At 71.0% G+C, this 17715-nt stretch carries 13 protein-coding genes; 7 read left to right on the forward strand and 6 right to left on the reverse strand.

Annotated features, from left to right (window positions below; genetic code table 11):
- Positions 1 to 92 precede the first annotated feature (92 nt).
- Both CTZ28_RS09410 and era read left to right on the forward strand, forming a co-directional pair.
- Positions 93 to 1055: a WxL protein peptidoglycan domain-containing protein gene (locus tag CTZ28_RS09410; RefSeq protein WP_183154328.1), complete on the forward strand. Its 963-nt coding sequence runs from the start codon at positions 93 to 95 to the stop codon at positions 1053 to 1055.
- Between the two features lie 89 nt (positions 1056 to 1144).
- The gene (gene era / locus CTZ28_RS09415; RefSeq protein WP_183154321.1) at positions 1145 to 2098 is read left to right on the forward strand and encodes a GTPase Era; all 954 of its coding nucleotides are present in this window, start codon (positions 1145 to 1147) and stop codon (positions 2096 to 2098) included.
- Positions 2099 to 2115: 17 nt separating this feature from the next.
- Here era and CTZ28_RS09420 read toward each other — a convergent pair whose 3' ends face one another.
- From CTZ28_RS09420 to CTZ28_RS09430, 3 genes are all read right to left on the reverse strand, one after another.
- Positions 2116 to 2757, reverse strand: coding sequence for a hypothetical protein (locus CTZ28_RS09420; RefSeq protein ID WP_121888802.1), 642 nt, complete (start codon positions 2755 to 2757; stop codon positions 2116 to 2118).
- A gap of 19 nt (positions 2758 to 2776) precedes the next feature.
- The gene (locus CTZ28_RS09425; RefSeq protein ID WP_121888803.1) at positions 2777 to 7294 is read right to left on the reverse strand and encodes a DUF6531 domain-containing protein; all 4518 of its coding nucleotides are present in this window, start codon (positions 7292 to 7294) and stop codon (positions 2777 to 2779) included.
- An 85-nt stretch (positions 7295 to 7379) separates the two neighbouring features.
- On the reverse strand, positions 7380 to 7784 hold the full coding sequence (locus CTZ28_RS09430) for a GDSL-type esterase/lipase family protein (protein ID WP_147481126.1): 405 nt from the start codon (positions 7782 to 7784) through the stop codon (positions 7380 to 7382).
- 570 nt (positions 7785 to 8354) lie between these two features.
- Between CTZ28_RS09430 and CTZ28_RS09435 the strand changes: the two genes are divergently transcribed.
- The 3 genes from CTZ28_RS09435 (at position 8355) to CTZ28_RS09445 (ending at position 11664) form a co-directional block, all read left to right on the forward strand.
- The gene (locus tag CTZ28_RS09435) at positions 8355 to 9017 is read left to right on the forward strand and encodes a TetR/AcrR family transcriptional regulator (protein ID WP_121888805.1); all 663 of its coding nucleotides are present in this window, start codon (positions 8355 to 8357) and stop codon (positions 9015 to 9017) included.
- An 83-nt stretch (positions 9018 to 9100) separates the two neighbouring features.
- A complete protein-coding gene (locus CTZ28_RS09440) occupies positions 9101 to 9511 on the forward strand; it encodes a hypothetical protein (protein WP_121888806.1) in 411 nt (136 codons plus the stop codon).
- Positions 9508 to 11664 (forward strand): tetratricopeptide repeat protein, encoded by a 2157-nt coding sequence (locus tag CTZ28_RS09445; RefSeq protein ID WP_121888807.1) that lies wholly within the window; start codon positions 9508 to 9510, stop codon positions 11662 to 11664. The genes CTZ28_RS09440 and CTZ28_RS09445 overlap by 4 nt, the downstream gene beginning before the upstream one ends.
- 136 nt (positions 11665 to 11800) lie before the next feature.
- Here CTZ28_RS09445 and CTZ28_RS09455 read toward each other — a convergent pair whose 3' ends face one another.
- The 3 genes from CTZ28_RS09455 to CTZ28_RS09465 all read right to left on the reverse strand — a co-directional run bounded on the left by CTZ28_RS09455 (position 11801) and on the right by CTZ28_RS09465 (position 14718).
- A complete protein-coding gene (locus CTZ28_RS09455) occupies positions 11801 to 13114 on the reverse strand; it encodes a GH1 family beta-glucosidase (protein ID WP_121888889.1) in 1314 nt (437 codons plus the stop codon).
- A 246-nt stretch (positions 13115 to 13360) separates the two neighbouring features.
- Positions 13361 to 13627, reverse strand: coding sequence for a protealysin inhibitor emfourin (locus CTZ28_RS09460; protein WP_121888808.1), 267 nt, complete (start codon positions 13625 to 13627; stop codon positions 13361 to 13363).
- 20 nt (positions 13628 to 13647) lie between these two features.
- The gene (locus CTZ28_RS09465) at positions 13648 to 14718 is read right to left on the reverse strand and encodes a M4 family metallopeptidase (RefSeq protein ID WP_121888809.1); all 1071 of its coding nucleotides are present in this window, start codon (positions 14716 to 14718) and stop codon (positions 13648 to 13650) included.
- Positions 14719 to 15056: 338 nt separating this feature from the next.
- On the opposite strand from CTZ28_RS09465, the gene leuA reads away from it, so the two are divergent.
- Positions 15057 to 16778 (forward strand): 2-isopropylmalate synthase, encoded by a 1722-nt coding sequence (gene leuA, locus CTZ28_RS09475; protein WP_121888810.1) that lies wholly within the window; start codon positions 15057 to 15059, stop codon positions 16776 to 16778.
- 185 nt (positions 16779 to 16963) lie between these two features.
- On the forward strand, positions 16964 to 17659 hold the full coding sequence (locus CTZ28_RS09480; protein ID WP_121888811.1) for a tellurite resistance TerB family protein: 696 nt from the start codon (positions 16964 to 16966) through the stop codon (positions 17657 to 17659).
- Positions 17660 to 17715 lie beyond the last annotated feature (56 nt).

Genomic DNA, 17715 nt, shown 5'->3' on the forward strand with positions numbered 1-17715 from the left:
CCGACCTACGCCCGTGGGGGCCCGCACCCATGCGCAAGCCATCCGCACCCATGCGCAAGCCATCCGCACCCATGCGCAAGCCATCCGCACCCATGCGCAAGCCGTACGTCCTCCTGCTGAGCCTGTGCTGTCTGCTCCTCGGCCTCGCGGCCACGCCCGCGCACGCCGCCGACAACGGCAGCTGGTCCGTCTACCCCGTCTCCTCGCGCGTCGCCGCACGGCCGTACTTCGCTCTCTCCGCCGACCCCGGCCAGACCATCGAGGACAAGGTGGTCCTCGCCAACAAGACCGCCGAGCCCCGCACCTTCCGGCTGTACGCGGCCGACGCCTACAACACCGCCCGGGACGGCGGCTTCGCCGTGCGGACGGCCGGCGAGCGGATGCGGGGGGTCGGGGCGTGGGCGCGGCCCGCGCGGTCCCGGGTCACCGTCCCCGGCCACGGCACCGTCACGGTGCCCGTCACACTGCGGGTGCCCGTGGACGCCGAACCGGGCGACCACTCCGGCGCGCTCGTGGCGATCGACGAGCGGATCGACCCCGGCGCCGGATCGGTCGCGCTCGGCGTGCGCCGGGCCGTCGGCGCCCGGGTCTATCTGCGGGTGAGCGGACCCGCGCTGCCCGCGCTCGCCGTCGAGCGCGTCCGCATCACCCACCGCCAGCCGCTCGTCCCCGGCCTCGGCGACAGCGCCGCGGCCGTCTCCTACACCCTGCACAACACCGGCAATGTGACCCTCGATCCGAAGGTGGAACTCAGGGCGCGGGGCCTGTTCGGCCGTACCCTGCTGGCCCGCGACCTGACCGGGATCCCCGCCGAGCTGCTGCCCGGGCAGCGGGTCCGGCTCACCGCGCCGTGGCGGAATGCGCCCCAACTCGACTGGGCGGACGTCACGTTGACGGCGCACGCCACCGGCACCCGGCAGTCGTCGAGCGCCTCGTTCCTCGCACTGCCGTGGCTGGTGGTGACGGTGGCCGCCGCCGTGGCCGTCGCGGGGGTGACCCTGCTGGTCCGGGCGCGCCGGGGCCGTGCCCGCCGCCCGTCCGTACCCGCAGGGTGATGTCACCGTGACTCTCTGTCGTACGGACCTGCCCCGGTGCCCGTCCCGGGCGGTACGGGCTGGGTCGGGGATCAGGGACAATGGGCGGCATGAGCGTTCGTACCCAGTCATCCGAGCAGTCGGCCGAGGCCGTACACCGTGCCGGCTTCGCCTGCTTCGTGGGCCGCCCCAACGCGGGCAAGTCCACCCTCACGAACGCGCTGGTCGGGCAGAAGGTGGCGATCACCTCGAACCGGCCGCAGACCACCCGGCACACGGTACGGGGCATCGTGCACCGCCCCGAAGCCCAGCTGATCCTGGTCGACACCCCTGGCCTGCACAAGCCGCGCACCCTGCTCGGCGAGCGGCTGAACGATGTGGTGCGCACCACCTGGGCCGAGGTGGACGTGATCGGTTTCTGCCTTCCCGCCGACCAGAAGATCGGCCCCGGTGACCGCTTCATCGCGAAGGAGCTGGCCGGGATCAAGAAGACACCCAAGGTCGCCGTCATCACCAAGACCGACCTGGTGGACTCCAAGGCACTCGCCGAGCAGCTGATCGCCATCGACGCGCTGGGCAGGGAGCTGGGCTTCGAGTGGGCGGAGATCGTCCCGGTGTCGGCGGTCGGCGACAAGCAGGTGGAACTCCTCGCCGACCTGCTGATCCCGATGCTGCCCGAGGGGCCGGCGCTCTATCCCGAGGGCGACCTCACGGACGAGCCGGAGCAGGTCATGGTGGCCGAGCTGATCCGTGAGGCCGCGCTGGAGGGCGTCCGGGACGAGCTGCCGCACTCCATCGCCGTGGTCGTCGAGGAGATGCTCCCGCGCGAGGACCGCCCCGCTGACCGGCCGCTGCTGGACATCCACGCCAACCTCTACATCGAACGCCCCAGCCAGAAGGGCATCGTCATCGGCCCCAAGGGCAAGCGCCTGAAGGACGTCGGCATCAAGTCCCGCAAGCAGATCGAGGCACTGCTGGGCACGCCGGTGTTCCTGGACCTCCACGTAAAGGTCGCCAAGGACTGGCAACGAGACCCGAAACAACTACGCCGCCTGGGCTTCTGACCCGACAACGCATCCCCTCACGGGTAGGGGGTGAGCAGCGTCTCCAGCGCATGGGCGTGGGTCCGGAGTGCCTCTTTGGCACCGGGACGTGAGGGAGCGTCCGGGCGCAGGATGTCCGGGAGGAACTTGACCCGCCACATCCGGAAGGTGTCCACCGCCGCCTGGTCCCCGTCGCGGCCCAGCAGCGAAGCCGCCCCGCGCACGGCGGCGACCACGAGCGCGGCTACTTGCTCGGGACCGGGGCCGCGCACGGTGGCGGCGCCCACCAGGGCATCCAGGAGAGCGGTCAGCTGCAGGTCACCGCCCATGTGGACCATGCGTCGCAGCACGACCGGGTCGTCCGTGTCGGGTGGATAGCCCTCGATACAGCCCGAGTACATCATGAGGTATTCCGGTGTCACCGCACGGTTGTCGTGCCAACCACCCTGTCTCTCGAAGATGTCCATGGTCTCCGCGGAGAAGTCTCCGATGCTTCGGATCACTTCGAGAAGGTGATCCAGGTCGTCGCGGTGTGCGGCGACGAAGCCGGAAAGGGAGACATCCCGCAGTGACCGTGCCCCCGAGACGGTGACCGCGCTCAGCTCCAGAATCCCCCACAGCGGGGCGAACACGTCGTAGCCGAGCCCTGTTTCGGAGACCGGCGCGTACTCATCCGTCATGTCAAAGGACCTTGCTCGATCAGAAGAGGCCGGCGAAGTGCCGCATTGTCGCCTCTGGGGTGGGGAGGACGTCCGTGATGCCGTTGTTCAGGATTTCGATGCCCTCGGGTGTGTTGACGAAGAATTCAGGCTGATTTCCCCTCGGGCCGCCCATCTGCCGGATGGAGCCGGCGAATTCCTCCGGTACTTGGACACGGACCACGTGCCCGCCTCGACCGTAGGACGAAGCGGCTCGTGTGAAGTCGTCCGTCAAGTAGACACCCGCCTGCGGCGTACCGGCTCGCTGCCCCGCCTCGGAGAGGTCCAACGCGAACTGGCTGCCCTGCCAGTCCATCGACCCATGGTACAGAACCGTATAAGGAGACAGTCCGAACGGATCGATGTACCGGAACGGGTTGGCCACATAGCCGTAGGGATTGGGGGCCGGCTCCAGTCCGAGCGGATCCGGTGTGGAATAGCGCGCGGTCTCGGGATCGTAATAGCGCTGGTAGTTGTAGTGGAGGCCGGTTTCCGCGTCGTGGTACTGGCCCGGGAAGCGCAGGGGCGTGTGGGCGGTGCTGTCGGCCTGCCACGCGGTGATGCCCCAGAGGGTTCTGCGGGAGCGCCAGGCGATGTGTCCCGCCTCGTCGACGAGTTCGGTGGGAGTACCCACGACGTCGGTGACGATGGCGAAGAAGCGGGAGTCGATCTCCTCCTGTGTGGCCCGGTCGGTGAGGCGTTCGGTCTGGGCCACGGGGAACAGCCCGTCGTGATCCCAGGTGAGCGTCACCGGGTGCGGCAGTTCCGCGGCAGTGGTGGTCTGCTCGACGAGGGTGGGACCGTCCCAGGTGAACCGGACCTCCTCCGTGACTGTCACGCCGTCGGCGGCCAGGCGCTGCTTGGCCGTGCGGCGGCCGAAGGGGTCGTAGCGGTAGCGCCAGACGGTCCCGTCCGGGGTGGTCACCGAGGTGAGACGGTCCTCGGCGTCCCACGCGTACCGCCAGACGTCGGGCTTGCGCGACAGCCGGGTCCTGCGGCGGACCACGATGCGTCCCGCCGCGTCGTACTCGTAGCGCATGGAGCCTGCGGAGGTGAGGCTGTTGCCGGTGCAGGCTCGATCGCCCTGCGCTTCGTGGCCGGGGTGGCCTGCGGGCCACACTGCCCGGCTCTGGTTTCCCACGGGGTCGAAGGCGTAGCGCTCGGTCCAGTCGCGCGCCTGGACTTCCGTCACTCGGCCGGCGTCGTCGAGGCCGAGTTCGATCCCGCCGAGCAGGGGATCGTCGATGCCGACGAGGAGGCCGTCCGGACGGTAGGTGTAGGAGCGGTGTTGGACCGTGGCCCCGGCCGCGGTGACGGTCTGGTCCACCAACCGGCCGGCCGCGTCCCAGCCCTGGCCCAGTTCGAGGTGGTCACCCACCAGCCGCGAGGTCTCGCGTCCGGCCGCGTCATGGCGGAGGGCGAGGGCGTGACCGGAGGCGACGAGCGATGTCGTACGGCCGGCCGCGTCGTGACCGTAGCGGGTGCGGGCGCCCGTGGGAGTCATCCGCTCGGTGCGCCGGCCCGCTGCGTCGTAACCGAACGACAGGGTTGTGCCGTTCACGGTCTCGGCGACGGGCCTGCCGTTCGCGTCCCGTTCCCAGGTCACCGTGGAGTCGGGGCCCGTGGCGCGCAGCCTCCTGCCCACGCTGTCGTACTCGTACCCGGTGACCGCTCCGTCCACGTTCTTGGCGGACAGCCGCCCCGAGGAGTCGTACGTGTAGGTGACCGACTGTCCCAGCGGATTCGCGCGTGCCACCACGCGGCCCGCCGGGTCACGTGTGTAGGTGATCCGGCGGTTGTCGAAGTCCGTCTCCGCCACCAGGCGTCCGGCCGGATCGTACGCGTACTCCCACGTCATGCCGCGCGGGGCGGTGACCTTGGTCAGGCGGAGCGAAGGGTCGTGCTCGAACTCGTACCGGACTCCGTCGGGTCCGGTACGCGCGGTGAGCAGGTCGAAGTGGGTGTACTCGTAGCGGGAGACACCGCCGTTCGCGTCCGTGTGGCTGACGCAGTTGCCTTCGCCGTCGTAGGCCCATGTCTGCTCCGCCCCGTCCGGCCCGAGCAGGCGGGCGAGCCGGCCCTCGACGGTCCACCAGCGGCGGGCCTGCGCTCCCATGGGGTCTGTGGTGCGGGTGACTCGGCCGAAGGCGTCGTGCTCCGCGGTCCTTCGGTTGCCCAGCGGGTCGGTCAGTTCGGCCACCAGCCCCGCGGCGTTGCAGCGTACCCGCGTGATCGCGCCGAGTGCGTCGGTGACGGTGGTCAGCCGCCCGGCGTCGTCGAACGCGTACCGCGTCGTCGCGCCGGTCGCGTCGGTGGCGGCGGTGCAGTTGCCGCGCGCGTCGTACGCGCGCCGCCAACGGGATCCGTCCGGCAGCGTCACGGTCGTGGGGCGCCCGAGTTCGTTGTACGTGCAGCGGGTCACCCCGCCGTCCGGACGGGTGACGGAGAGGGGCCGTCCGTCGAGGTCGTGGGTGAACCGGGTGGTGTGACCCAGGGCGTCCGTCGAGGACACGACGTGGTGGTTCCGGTCGTACTCCGTGCGTGTGGTGCCGCCGTTGGCGTCGATCTCGGCGACGACCTGGCAGAGGTCGTTGATCACGAATCGGCTGGCCGCGCCCTGGGCGGTGGTGAGGGTCGTGACCCGGTGGTCCGGCCAGCGCGGGTCCCTGCCGCCGTAGTCGAGGGTGATCGCGATGTGGCCGGCCGCGCCGCCCTCGGCGATGCAGCGGTCCTGCGTGTCGTAGGTGTAGGCGTAGCGGCTGTCGTTGGTGTCGGTCCACGAGGCGACGCGCAACCGCTCGTCGTAGCTGAAACGGAGCGCGAGACCTGAGGAGTTGATGACCTCGGTGAGATTGCCGTCGGTGTATCCGTACCGCTTGACGGTGACGTCCGAGCCGTCCTCGCCGGCGCCGGCCAAGGCGAGGGCGGTGATACGGCCGTCATCGGCGGTCAGCTTCAGGTGGTAGCCGGACGAGTGGCGGATGTCGGTGGGGGTGCCGACAGCGTCGTAGTGGAAGTCGATGGTGTGCCCGTTGCGGTCCGATATCGACTCCAGCAGCGCCAGCCCGTCGGCGGGTGCCCCGAAGCGGCGGGTGTGCCCGGTGAGGGGGTCGGTCACGGCGTAGCCGCCGTTCTCCAGCCGGGACAGGGGCCGGCGAGGACCGATGTCCGGCAGCACGGGTGCCCCCGGCCGGTTCGGATGCGGATACGTGAGGATCAGGCCGTCCTCGGTGACGAAGACGACTCCCTCCGTGTCGATCTCCAGACGCTGGTCCACGGTTGAGGACCACGACGGCCCGAACCACCAGCCCGCCGCATACCCCGACTCCACCCGGCGTTCGAAGGCCAGAGGGAGGAGACCCGGAAGCTCTGTGTCGGTCTGAGGGAGGAACATCTTGCCCGTGGCCATGTCCACCGGGTCGCTGCCGCCGCGGCGGACAACGCCCGTCAACCGGTTGAAGGCGCCCCGGGCCCCGTCGGCCAGCATGCCCCTGCCGCTCTTGGCCAGCCCGCGCAGGCTCAGGGCCATCCCCTTCAGGCCCAGCTTGCCCAGGCCCTTCATCCCTCGGGCGAGGCCGCCGAGTGTGGTGATGCCCTTGCCGCCGGGTATGCAGTCCAGGGCTGCGAACGCCACGTCCCACAGGGATGCCTGGCCCTGGGAGTATTTGTAGAGGGTGTCCGCGAGGACGACGAGGGCCGCGATCAGGACGATCGCACCCAGGATCGGCCCGCCGATGATCATCGCGACGATGCCGACGACCGCGACGACCACCTTGCAGACCGCGACGATCGTGTCCCAGTTGTTCTCGAACCAGTGGCCGATGTCCTCCCACCACGACCGGTTCTGGATCCCCGCGTCCGACGCCTCGTCGATCTTCGTCTTCGCCTCACGGGCCGCCTCGTCGCGCATCTTCCGCGCGTCCTCGGCCATCTTCTTCGCCGCGTCGAGGGCGTTCTGCGCGGTCGTGACGTCCGACTGGGCCTCGGTGCGGGCCGACTTGGCGTGCTGGACGTCCCGGGTGGCGGCGCGGACCTTCGCCTCGTCCGGCTTGTCCCCGTCGCTGCCGCGGCCGGTCGGGTCGTCCTTGTACTTGTCCGCCTCCTTGCCGGCCCGGGTGACCCAGGAATCGGCCGACGCGAGACGGGACTTGGCGGAGGACAGGTCGGACTGGGCCTCCTTCGCCCTCGCCAGCGCCCGGTCCGCCAGCGCCTGCGCACGCTCCAGCTTCGGCCAGAAGTCGGCGAGCGCGTCGCCGCACATCTCGTACGACGTCCTCAGCTTCTTCAGGTTCTTCGGGACGTCCCCGAACTGCTCCTTGAAGACCTCCGCCGACTTGCCCGCCCACTCCAGCAGCGTGCCCTCGCCCGCCATGCCCTTGACCAGCCGCAGGGCGTCGGAGACATCGTCGGCGAAGTCGTGGAGCTGCTTCGCCAGGGAACGGACCCGCTGCGGGTCGCCCGGTGTCGGGTCCTTGTCAAGATCCAGCGGATGCCAGTCCGCGGGCCGATGCCCCACCATCCCGCAACCCCCGTCACGTGTGCCGCACTTGTCGCGTGTACGCCGTGGCCAAGGTACTTGATCCCCGGCCCGCGGACGATGCCGTTCAGGCGTCGGCCGCGGGCGGCGGGCAGGCCGTCTCCGTGAGCGTGGCGAGCCGGGAGGCGAGGACGCGGCCCCAGGCGCGGTAGCCCGCGGGGGACGGGTGGAACCGGTCGGCCGCCAGCCAGTCACCGGGGAGGTCCGGCGGGCCCCCGGAGGGAAGGTGGAAGACGGCGGCTCCCCTCGTGGCCGCCGTCTTCAGCTTGTGGTCCAGCAGACGGACGTAGAACGACATCGGCAGGCGCAGCCGGCGCGGCAGGGCCGCCAGGCCGTCGATCCTCGGGAGGCCCGCGAAGACCAGCGGGACCTCTTCGCCGAGCCGCAGGCGTACGTCGCGGATCAGGGACTCGGCGTCCCGGCGGAACGCGCCCGGCCTGCGCAGCCGCAGCGCGTCATTGGTGCCGGCCACCACTAGGCCCTGTCGTCAAACTCCCTCCCCCAGCCTCCGGCCGGGAGGTGCCCCCAGCCCCGCGATGCCATGCACGCAGTCGCCGCACCGGACACAGGCCCAAGTACGTCCAGTACGAGGGCCCGCGCCCGGCACACCGAGAGCACGCACCTGACGCCGCAGGGCCCGCCCTCCGGGCGGACGACGGGAGTTTGACGACAGGACCTAGGACCAGGTGCGGGCGCCACCGGGTCGTCGGGTCGGTGAGCCCCGACAGCAGACCGCGCCGCACTTCCGAGAGCGTCGCGCCCGGCTTCGCCGTCACCCGCCAGGACACCGCCCGGCCGGTCATCGCCGTCAGGGCCTGTGCCGTCTGGCCGGTGAGCGTGGCACGGTGGTCCGGCGCGCCCACGCCCGCCGCCACCGAGTCCCCGATCACCGCCAGCCGCAGCGCGGGCTCCGCGCCCTCCGTGGTTCCCGTGTCGTCCCCCGCGGCCGCCGGCAGCCGTACCGGTCGCGTACCCGTCCTGCGCATGCGCCGAACCCCCGTCCATAACGCCGTTATGCCAATAACAGCGTTATGCTCGGCTCGTGTCAACCCAGAACCCGGATCCGGCGGCGCCCGGCCGCGGCGCCCGCCCCCTCCGCCGCCGCCTGCTGGACGAGGCCGCCCGGGTCCTCGCCGAGGAAGGGCCAGGCGCGCTCAGCGCACGCCGGCTCGTGCGGGCCGTCGGCGCCTCCACCATGGCCGTGTACACCCACTTCGGGTCCATGCCGGAACTGGTGCGCGAGGTCATGAAGGAGGGCGTCGAACGGTTCCTCGCCCGGGTGCGGGAGGTACCGCCCGACGCCGACCCCGTCCGTGAACTGGCCGGACTCTGCCGCGCCTACCAGGAGTTCGCGCGCGCCGAACCCCACGTCTACGCCGTGCTGTTCGGCGGCTCGGCGCTCGCCGGGTTCGAACTCAGCGAGACGGACCGGTCCATGGGCGTCGCCCTGCTGCGCTTCCCGCGCGACGCGATCCGCCGGTGCGCCGGCGCCGGGCGGTTCCACGCCGACACGGACGCCGATCTCCTCGTCCGCCAGCTGTTCGCGCAGATGCACGGACTCGCCCAACTCACCCGCGCCGGCTACATCCTGGGCCGCTACGGACCGGACGACGTACTCGCCGGCCTCCTACGCGACCTCGCGGTCGCCGCAGGCGACAACCCCACACAAGCCACGACGTCCGTACGGTCAGGGCTGGCCGGATGACGTACGCCTCCGGCAGCCCGGTGTGCTGACACTGTGTCGCCCCTAGAGTTGTAGCCCGGGGCCGGACCGAGGGAGGGCGGACGATGGACGCGGAGATCACTCTTTTAGCGGGCACCGCCGGGACGACGATCGCGACGCTGCTGGCGTCCGACGCGTGGAACGGCGTGCGGAACGGAGTGCTCGCGCTGTGGAGACGTGTCCGGCCGGACCATGAGGAGCACGTCGCCGCCCAGCTCGACGCGTCGCGCCGGGACCTCTTGGACGCGCAGGCCGACGGTGACGAGGAGACCGAGCGGGAGATCGCGGCGGAGTGGCGCGGCCGCATCCGCCGTCTCCTCGTCACCCACCCCGAGCTGGCGGCGGAACTACGTTCCCTGCTGACCGAACTCGCCCCCGGCACACCCGCCACCGTAACCGTCACCCAACGCGCGACCGCCTCCGGCAGCTCACGCGTCTACCAGGCCGGCCGCGACCTGAACGTCGACCAGCGGTGACCGGACGCAACGACGGCCGGGCCACTGATCAAGGGCGCGTCTACCAGGCTTCCGGCGACCAGCACATCGTCGAGCACCACCATCACGGCGCCGCCTGGACCGGCCCGGACTCGGTTCGGCGTCCACCCATCGGCCGGGCACCGGCGATCCTCCGGGATCGCAGCGAACTCGTCGGACGCCTGAAGGAGGCGGTGACCGAGGGCGCCGGAAACACCGTATTCGTCCTGCACGGCCTGGGCGGATGCGGCAAGACGGCCGTGGCGTGCGCACTCTTCGACCACGCCACCGGGGAACGCGGACGCCTTGGCCTGTGGGTCAACGCCTCCGATCAGGCATCCCTGCGGGCCGGGATGCTCGCGGTGGCCGCCGACCGCGGCGCCAGGGACGGCGAGCTGATGGCTGCGCGCAACGGCCTGCGCGCGGCCGCAGACTTGGTCTGGGACCACCTCGACCGCTCCGACCTGCCATGGCTGCTGGTGCTGGACAACGCCGACGACCCGGCAGTGCTGCGGGACGGCGGGTGGCTGCGCACCAGCCCGCGCGGAACCGTCCTCGTGACCACACGGCAGGCCGCCGGCCACTGGTGGCCCGCCGCCGAGCTGCTGCACGTAGGTGTCCTGCCGCGTGAGGAGGCGGCCCAGGTCCTGTGCGATCTGGCCCCCGGAACGGGTTCCGTCGAGGAAGCGGCCGCCATTGCCGACCGCCTCGGCCGCCTGCCGCTCGCCCTGACCCTGGCCGGCGGGTTCCTGGCCCACCAGGTGATCGCCCCCTGGACCATGGAGGAATACGGGCGTCGTCTGCAGGAGCGTCCGGATCCCATCGAACTCATCGACCAGGGCGCCACGGACGCGGGCAACGACTCGCGCCACCTGGTGAGCGGAACGTGGCAGCTCTCGCTGAACTCCCTGGTCGCGCAGAACCTGTCCGAGGCCGTCACCCTGCTCCGCCTGCTGGCCTGCTGGTCGAACGATCCGCTGCCCCTGTCGCTGCCGGCCGACGCCCGGCTCGACTTGCCCCTGCCCGCCGACCGGGTGGAACTGGCGCTGCGGGGACTGCTCGACCACTCGCTCACCGAACTCGTTCCCGGCGGCATCCGCTGCCTGCGCACGCACGGGGTGCTGCTCGACAGCGTCGCACGCGTCACCCCGGCCGGTGAACGCGACGGGCTCGCTACCGCGGCGGCCGGACTTCTGCTGCGCTCCCTGCCCGCGTCACCGGAACGCGGCTTGCGTGACAGCCGACTCACCCTCCTCGCCCCACATGTCCTGGCGCTGCTTCGCCGCGTGATCACCTGGCCCGAGACCGCGGTCGGCACCGCCGAGGCTGCGGCCACCTGCGCCCTGCGTCTGGTGACGGCCCAGCATCGTTCCGGCGACTACGCCTCTGCGCTGGCCGCGGCCGAACAAGCGACGGACCTCGTGCGACGGCGGCTGGGCAACGATCACGTCCTGGTGCTGCGCCTGCGGCAGCGGATCGGGAAAGCGACCGATCGTCTGGGACGCCTCCAGGAGGCGGCGAATCTCCACCGCGGGCTGCTCGACGACCTCGAACGGGTCTGCGGTCCCGAGGCGCCGGACACCCTGACCACCTGCCTCCACCTGTCCCGCCCGCTGACCTGGCTCGACCGGCCGGCGGAAGCGGTGCAGTTGATGCACCGGGCCGCGGCCGGGCGAGCCGCGCTGCTGGGCCCGTGGCACCCGCTGACGCTGGAGGCGAGGGCGTGCCTGCTCGAACTGCCTCCCGGACCGGATCTGGACCGCGAGGCACCGGCAGGACCGGACCTGGTCGTCGACTGCCGCCGTGAGCTCGGCGCAGACCACCCGATCACCCTGTCGGCCGAACTCAACTGCGCGGGAGCGCTGTTCAACACCGGACAGCACTCCGAAGCACTGCCGTCGGCCCGCCGTGCGCTGGCGGCGCACGAACACCGCTTCGGAACGGACTACCCCATCACGCTGGCGGCCCGAAGCCTGCTCAGCAGCGTCCTGCACGCGGTGGGCGAGTACCGGGAAGCAGTCGAACAGGCGGAGGTCGTCAGGGAATGGCGCGAGCGGGTACTCGGTCCGGAGCACCCGTGGACGACGGTGATCCGAGACAAGCTCGCGCGATACCGGCGTTCCCTGGCGGCGGCAACGCCACCCGACCCGACCTGATACGCGGCCTCGTGCCCCGGTTGCTCGCGCAGGCCCGGCCCCATGAAGGCGTCCGGGTCCGCGTGCGGGACCAGAGCCGCGCCGGCGCCCTGGGCCTGGGCTGGCCGCTGTGCCCGGCGGTGCTGACGGTCCGGGGTCAGCTCTGGGACCGTAGTGCGTTTCGGAACCAGTTGTACGACGCCTTCGGGGTGCGGCGTTGTGTGGCGTGGTCGACGTGGACCAGGCCGAAGCGGCGGGCGTAGCCCTCGGCCCACTCGAAGTTGTCCAGCAGCGACCAGACGAAGTAGCCGCGTACGTCCACGCCCGCCTCGATCGCCCTGTGCAACGCCCTGATGTGGCCGTCGAGGTAGGCGATCCGGTCCTGGTCGTCGAGGCCCTCGTACGAGCAGCCGTTCTCGGTGATCACCACCGGCGGGAGCCGGTCGCCGTACCGGTCCCGGAAGGCGGTCAGCAGCTCCGTGAGGCCCTCCGGGACGACCGGCCAGCCGAAGTCCGTCACCGGGCGGCCCTCGATCTCCTTGAGCGAGAAGGGGAGTTCGGCCGGGATCGGCATCCCGCCGAACTCGGTCTCCGTCTCCTGCGGGGCGCCCACCCGGGTCGGGGCGTAGTAGTTGACGCCGTACCAGTCGACCGGTTCGGCGATCACCGCGAGGTCGGCGTCGACGTCGCCCGGCATCAACTCGCCGATGCCGTCCGGGTACCGGCCGAGGAGCAGCGGGTCGGCGAACAGGCGATTCAGCAGGACGTCGTAGAACTCGGCCGCCGCCGTGTCCTCGGGTGCGGCGGAGGCCGGCCAGGTCGGGCCGTGGGAGTTGGCGATACCGATGTCGGTGGCGCCGGCCGCGCGCAGGGCCCGTACCGCGAGGCCGTGGGCGAGGAGTTGGTGGTGGGCGACCGGAAGTGCGTCGAACAGCAGCCGTCTGCCGGGGGCGTGGGCGCCCAACGCGTGGCCCAGCAGGGTGTGTTCGGCGGGCTCGTTGAGAGTGATCCACTTGGTGACGCGGTCGCCGAGCCGGGCGGCGACCGTCGACACATACGCGGCGAAGCGCTGTGCGGTGTCCCGATCCAGCCAGTCCAGCCGGGCGGGCAGGTCCCAGTGGAAGAGGGTCGGCACGGGGCGCACGCCGGCCGCGCACAGCTCGTCCACCAGCCGGTCGTAGAAGTCGAGCCCGCCGGGGGAGTCGACCCGCGGCCAGGAGACCGAGAAGCGGTACGCGTCCACGCCCAGGCCGGACAGCAGCGCCACGTCCTCGCGGTAGCGGTGGTAGTGGTCGCAGGCCACCGCCGCCGTGGAGCCGTCCTTCACCCGCCCCGGCTCAGCCGTGAACGCGTCCCACACGGAGGGCTCGCGCACGTCGGCCGCCCCCTCGATCTGGTGCGCCGAGGTGGACACCCCCCACAGAAACCCATCCGGAAACCGAGGAATCGGATCACCCGCATCAGTAACCATGCCCGCGATGATCCGCACCCCCACCAAAAGAAGTCAACGCACCCGCAGACAACTAACGACCCTGCACGGCCGCGCCCGATAGGGGCGCGGGGAACTGCGCGATCAACCACAACGCACCCGCACTCAACCCACACCCCAGCCCCGCCCCCAGCGGAGCGCCCCGCAGGGGCGCGAAGAACAGCGCGCGCCGCCACCAAGCACCCCCAAACAACCGACAACCCAGCCCCGCCCCACCCAGCGGAGCGCCTACGCCCCCTCCTTGAGCACCCGCGAGATCAACACCCGCTGTGCCTCCGTCAGATGAGGATCCGCCGCATAGACCGTCCTCCCGTCCACCGTGATCACGTAGTTGAAACCGTCCGGCACGCCGGCAGGCGGAGCGTCCCGGCCGCCCGCGAGCGCCCGCTCGGCCAGGGACTGCCACTCGGTCGCGTCGGACCGCCCCGAGGTGTTCACCTCGGCATGCCGCTCGATGCCCGCGAACCCGCCCGCGCGCCTCACCTGAATCCGCATGGCTCCTGTCTAGTACGGACCTACGCCGTCCGCACCCCGACCTGCTGCCACGCCTTCTGCACGGCCTGCTGCTCCGCGCCCTCGCGGTAGCGGATCCGGGCCGCCGCGACCGTCAGCTTCGCGAAGTCCTCGAAGCTCGCCTGGGACGGCAGCTCGCCGCCGGTCAGCACGTCGTACCAGATCTGCCCGGCCCGTTCCCAGGCGTGCCCGCCGAGCGCGGTGGCGAGCAGGTAGAACGCGTGGTTGGGGATCCCGGAGTTGATGTGCACGCCGCCGTTGTCGCGGCCGGTCCGCACATAGCCGGCCATGGTCGCGGGCTGCGGGTCCTTGCCGAGGACGTCGTCGTCGTACGCCGTGCCCGGGGCCTTCATCGAGCGCAGCGCCGTGCCCGTGACGCGCGGCGCGAGCAGCCCGGCGCCGATCAGCCAGTCGGCCTCGGTGGCGGTCTGGCCCAGCGTGTACTGCTTGATCAGCGAGCCGAACACATCGGACAGCGACTCGTTGAGGGCGCCGGGCTGGCCGAAGTAGGTGAGGTTCGCGGTGTGCTGGGTGACGCCGTGGGTCAACTCGTGGCCGATGACATCCACCGGGATGGTGAAGTCGAGGAAGACCTCGCCGTCCCCGTCGCCGAACACCATCTGCTCGCCGTTCCAGAAGGCGTTGTCGTAGCCCTCGCCGAAGTGCACGGTGGCGTCCAGGGGCAGCCCGGAACCGTCGATCGAGTTACGGCCGTACGCCTTCAGATACAGCTCGAAGGTGGCGCCCAGACCCGCGTATGCGCGGTTGACGGTGGCGTCCGCACCCGGTTCGGAGCCCTCCTCGCGGACCTTCGTGCCGGGCAGGTCCTGCCGGTGCTCCGCGTCGTAGACGGTGCGCCGCGCCCGGTCGGCGGCGGCGTCCGCGGGCAGGGCGACGGCCGGCGCCCCGATGACCGTGGTCAGCCGGCGGTGGGTGCGCTCGTAGGCATCGCGCTCCAGGGTCCGGCGGGCCGGGCCGGACAGCGCGGAGTCCGCGTGCTGGGCCAGCCGGTCGAGGACGTGCGGCGGGACGATGGTGCAGAAGACGGGCTCGTAGCCCCCGGTCGTCGTCATACCCACAACCATCGCACTGAGTTATCAAACTGTCACTATCGGCGACCATGATTGGTGAAATAACGGGGCAAGAGGGCCTGGCCGCTCACGCGGAGTGGTATGGCGCACCCTTTGTCCCGTTCGCCCCTCGGGTCCCGCATACTGATACGGGCCCGCGCATCCGGCGCGGCTCGGCTAGGCTGCGGAGCATCATGCGTTTCGGGCTGCTTCTTCTTAGCTGCCGCGGCGAGGGTCTGTAGTCGAGGCCGACTCCCTCCCCGCGGAGCTTGGCGTTGCGTTGTCGGCCGTCCTTCCGGACACCGGACACAACCGGACATCTTCGAGGAGCCCACGCCACCATGGCCAACCGCCAGCAGCCCAGTTCCATGCCGATCCACAAGTACGGCCGGTACGAGCAGGTCGACATCCCCGACCGGACCTGGCCGGATCAGCGCATCACCGTCGCCCCGCGCTGGCTCTCCACCGACCTGCGGGACGGCAACCAGGCCCTGATCGACCCCATGTCGCCCGAGCGCAAGCGCCGGATGTTCGACCAGCTGGTCGCGATGGGCTACAAGGAGATCGAGGTCGGCTTCCCGGCCTCCGGCCAGACCGACTTCGAGTTCGTGCGCTCGATCATCGAGGAAGAGGGCGCGATCCCGGACGACGTCACGATCTCCGTGCTGACCCAGGCCCGTGAGGACCTGATCGAACGGACCGTGGAGTCCCTGAAGGGCGCCAAGCGCGCCACCGTCCACCTCTACAACGCCACCGCGCCGGTCTTCCGCCGGGTCGTCTTCCGCGGCTCCAAGGACGACATCAAGCAGATCGCCGTCGACGGCACCCGCCTGGTGGTGGAGTACGCCGAGAAGCTGCTGGGCCCCGAGACGGAGTTCGGCTACCAGTACAGCCCGGAGATCTTCACCGACACCGAGCTGGACTTCGCGCTGGAGGTCTGCGAGGCGGTCATGGACGTCTGGCAGCCCGGCCCGGGCCGCGAGATCATCCTCAATCTGCCCGCCACGGTGGAGCGTTCGACCCCCTCGACGCACGCGGACCGCTTCGAGTGGATGCACCGCAACCTCTCCCGCCGCGAGCACGTCTGCCTGTCCGTGCACCCGCACAACGACCGCGGTACGGCCGTCGCCGCCGCCGAGCTGGCGCTGATGGCCGGCGCCGACCGCATCGAGGGCTGCCTGTTCGGACAGGGCGAGCGCACCGGCAACGTCGACCTGGTCACCCTGGGCATGAACCTGTTCTCGCAGGGCGTCGACCCGCAGATCGACTTCTCCGACATCGACGAGATCCGTCGCACGTGGGAGTACTGCAACCAGATGGAGGTCCACCCGCGCCACCCGTACGTGGGCGACCTGGTCTACACGTCCTTCTCCGGCTCCCACCAGGACGCCATCAAGAAGGGCTTCGACGCCATGGAGGCCGACGCGAAGGCCAAGGGCGTCACCGTCGACGACATCGAGTGGGCCGTGCCGTACCTGCCGATCGACCCGAAGGACGTCGGCCGTTCCTACGAGGCGGTCATCCGGGTCAACTCGCAGTCCGGCAAGGGCGGCATCGCCTACGTCCTGAAGAACGACCACAAGCTGGACCTGCCGCGCCGGATGCAGATCGAGTTCTCGAAGATCATCCAGGCGAAGACGGACGCCGAGGGCGGCGAGGTCACCCCGGGCGACATCTGGGCCACCTTCCGCGACGAGTACCTGCCGAACCCGGACAACGCCTGGGGCCGTATCCAGGTCAGGACCGGCCAGTCGACCACCGACACGGACGGCGTGGACACGCTCACCGTCGAGGCCACGGTGGACGGCGAGGACACGGTGCTGACCGGCTCCGGCAACGGTCCGATCTCGGCCTTCTTCGACGCCCTGCACTCCCTGGGCGTCGACGTACGCCTGCTCGACTACCAGGAGCACACGATGAGCGAGGGCGCCTCCGCGCAGGCCGCCTCGTACATCGAGTGCGCGATCGACGACAAGATCCTCTGGGGTATCGGAATCGACGCGAACACGACGCGTGCGTCGCTGAAGGCCGTCGTCTCCGCCGTGAACCGGGCGGCCCGCTGACCTCCTCTGACCGGCGATTTCCCGGGCCCGGCCGTTGTATACAACGGCCGGGCCCACGTCGTTAACCGGCCATTTTGACGGGCAGGTAACGGAAAGGTCTCGCACGGGGTACTGACTCCACATCGCCGATGTGGCTAACATCACGCATGCGTGGCGATGTTGCCGCGGAGTTACGGAGGTGCGACGTGCTGCCAGTACGGGGACGAGACGGCCGTGCCACCAGGCTTGCCCGCATCATGGGCACCCGCACCGCATGGACACCCGTCGGGGACGGCGAGTTCTTCTGCCCCGGCTGCGGGGGCGACCGCAACTACCAGCGGCTCACCGGCCGCCGCCGCTTCACCGTCCTCGGCGTGCCCGTCCTGCCCCGCGGCAGCACGGGACCGGTCGTCGAGTGCGCGGCCTGCCGCCGCCACTACGGCACCGAGGTGCTCGACCACCCGACCAGCTCGCGGTTCTCCGCGATGCTGCGCGACGCCGTGCACACCGTGGCCCTCGCGGTGCTGGCCGCGGGCGGCACCTGCACCCGTACGTCCCTGGCCGCCGCCGCCAGCACGGTCCGTGCCGCCGGGTTCGCCGACTGTACCGAGGACCAGCTCGGCGCGCTGGTCGAGGCGCTGGCCGCGGACACCGGCCGGGTCTTCGAGCAGCCGGCCGGCGCGGGCCTGGCGATAGAGCTGCACGAGGCCCTGGACCCGCTCGCCCCGCACCTCGCCCCCAGCGGCCGGGAGTCCATCCTGCTCCAGGCGGCCCGGATCGCCCTCGCTGACGGCCTCTACACCCCGGCCGAACGCGACGTCCTCGCCACCGTCGGCGCCGCCCTGACCATCTGCTCCGACGACGTGACCCGTCTGCTGGCGGCGGCCCGCACGCCCTCCTGACCCGGCGACACGGAGATCGGCGAGGTGCTCGGGCCGGGCCCCACCGTGCAGACCCA

It is taken from the genome of Streptomyces shenzhenensis (assembly GCF_003688995.1).
Classification (GTDB): domain Bacteria; phylum Actinomycetota; class Actinomycetes; order Streptomycetales; family Streptomycetaceae; genus Streptomyces; species Streptomyces shenzhenensis_A.

Bases quoted from the DNA above. Each gene is read 5' to 3' on its own strand.
- CTZ28_RS09440 (WP_121888806.1), top strand. From the start codon at position 9,101: ATGGACGCGGAGATCACTCTTTTAGCGGGCACCGCCGGGACGACGATC.
- CTZ28_RS09410 (WP_183154328.1), top strand. From the start codon at position 93: ATGCGCAAGCCGTACGTCCTCCTGCTGAGCCTGTGCTGTCTGCTCCTC.
- CTZ28_RS09465 (WP_121888809.1), bottom strand. From the start codon at position 14,718: ATGACGACGACCGGGGGCTACGAGCCCGTCTTCTGCACCATCGTCCCG.
- CTZ28_RS09425 (WP_121888803.1), bottom strand. From the start codon at position 7,294: ATGGTGGGGCATCGGCCCGCGGACTGGCATCCGCTGGATCTTGACAAG.
- CTZ28_RS09455 (WP_121888889.1), bottom strand. From the start codon at position 13,114: ATGGTTACTGATGCGGGTGATCCGATTCCTCGGTTTCCGGATGGGTTT.
- CTZ28_RS09420 (WP_121888802.1), bottom strand. From the start codon at position 2,757: ATGACGGATGAGTACGCGCCGGTCTCCGAAACAGGGCTCGGCTACGAC.
- CTZ28_RS09460 (WP_121888808.1), bottom strand. From the start codon at position 13,627: ATGCGGATTCAGGTGAGGCGCGCGGGCGGGTTCGCGGGCATCGAGCGG.
- era (WP_183154321.1), top strand. From the start codon at position 1,145: ATGAGCGTTCGTACCCAGTCATCCGAGCAGTCGGCCGAGGCCGTACAC.
- leuA (WP_121888810.1), top strand. From the start codon at position 15,057: ATGGCCAACCGCCAGCAGCCCAGTTCCATGCCGATCCACAAGTACGGC.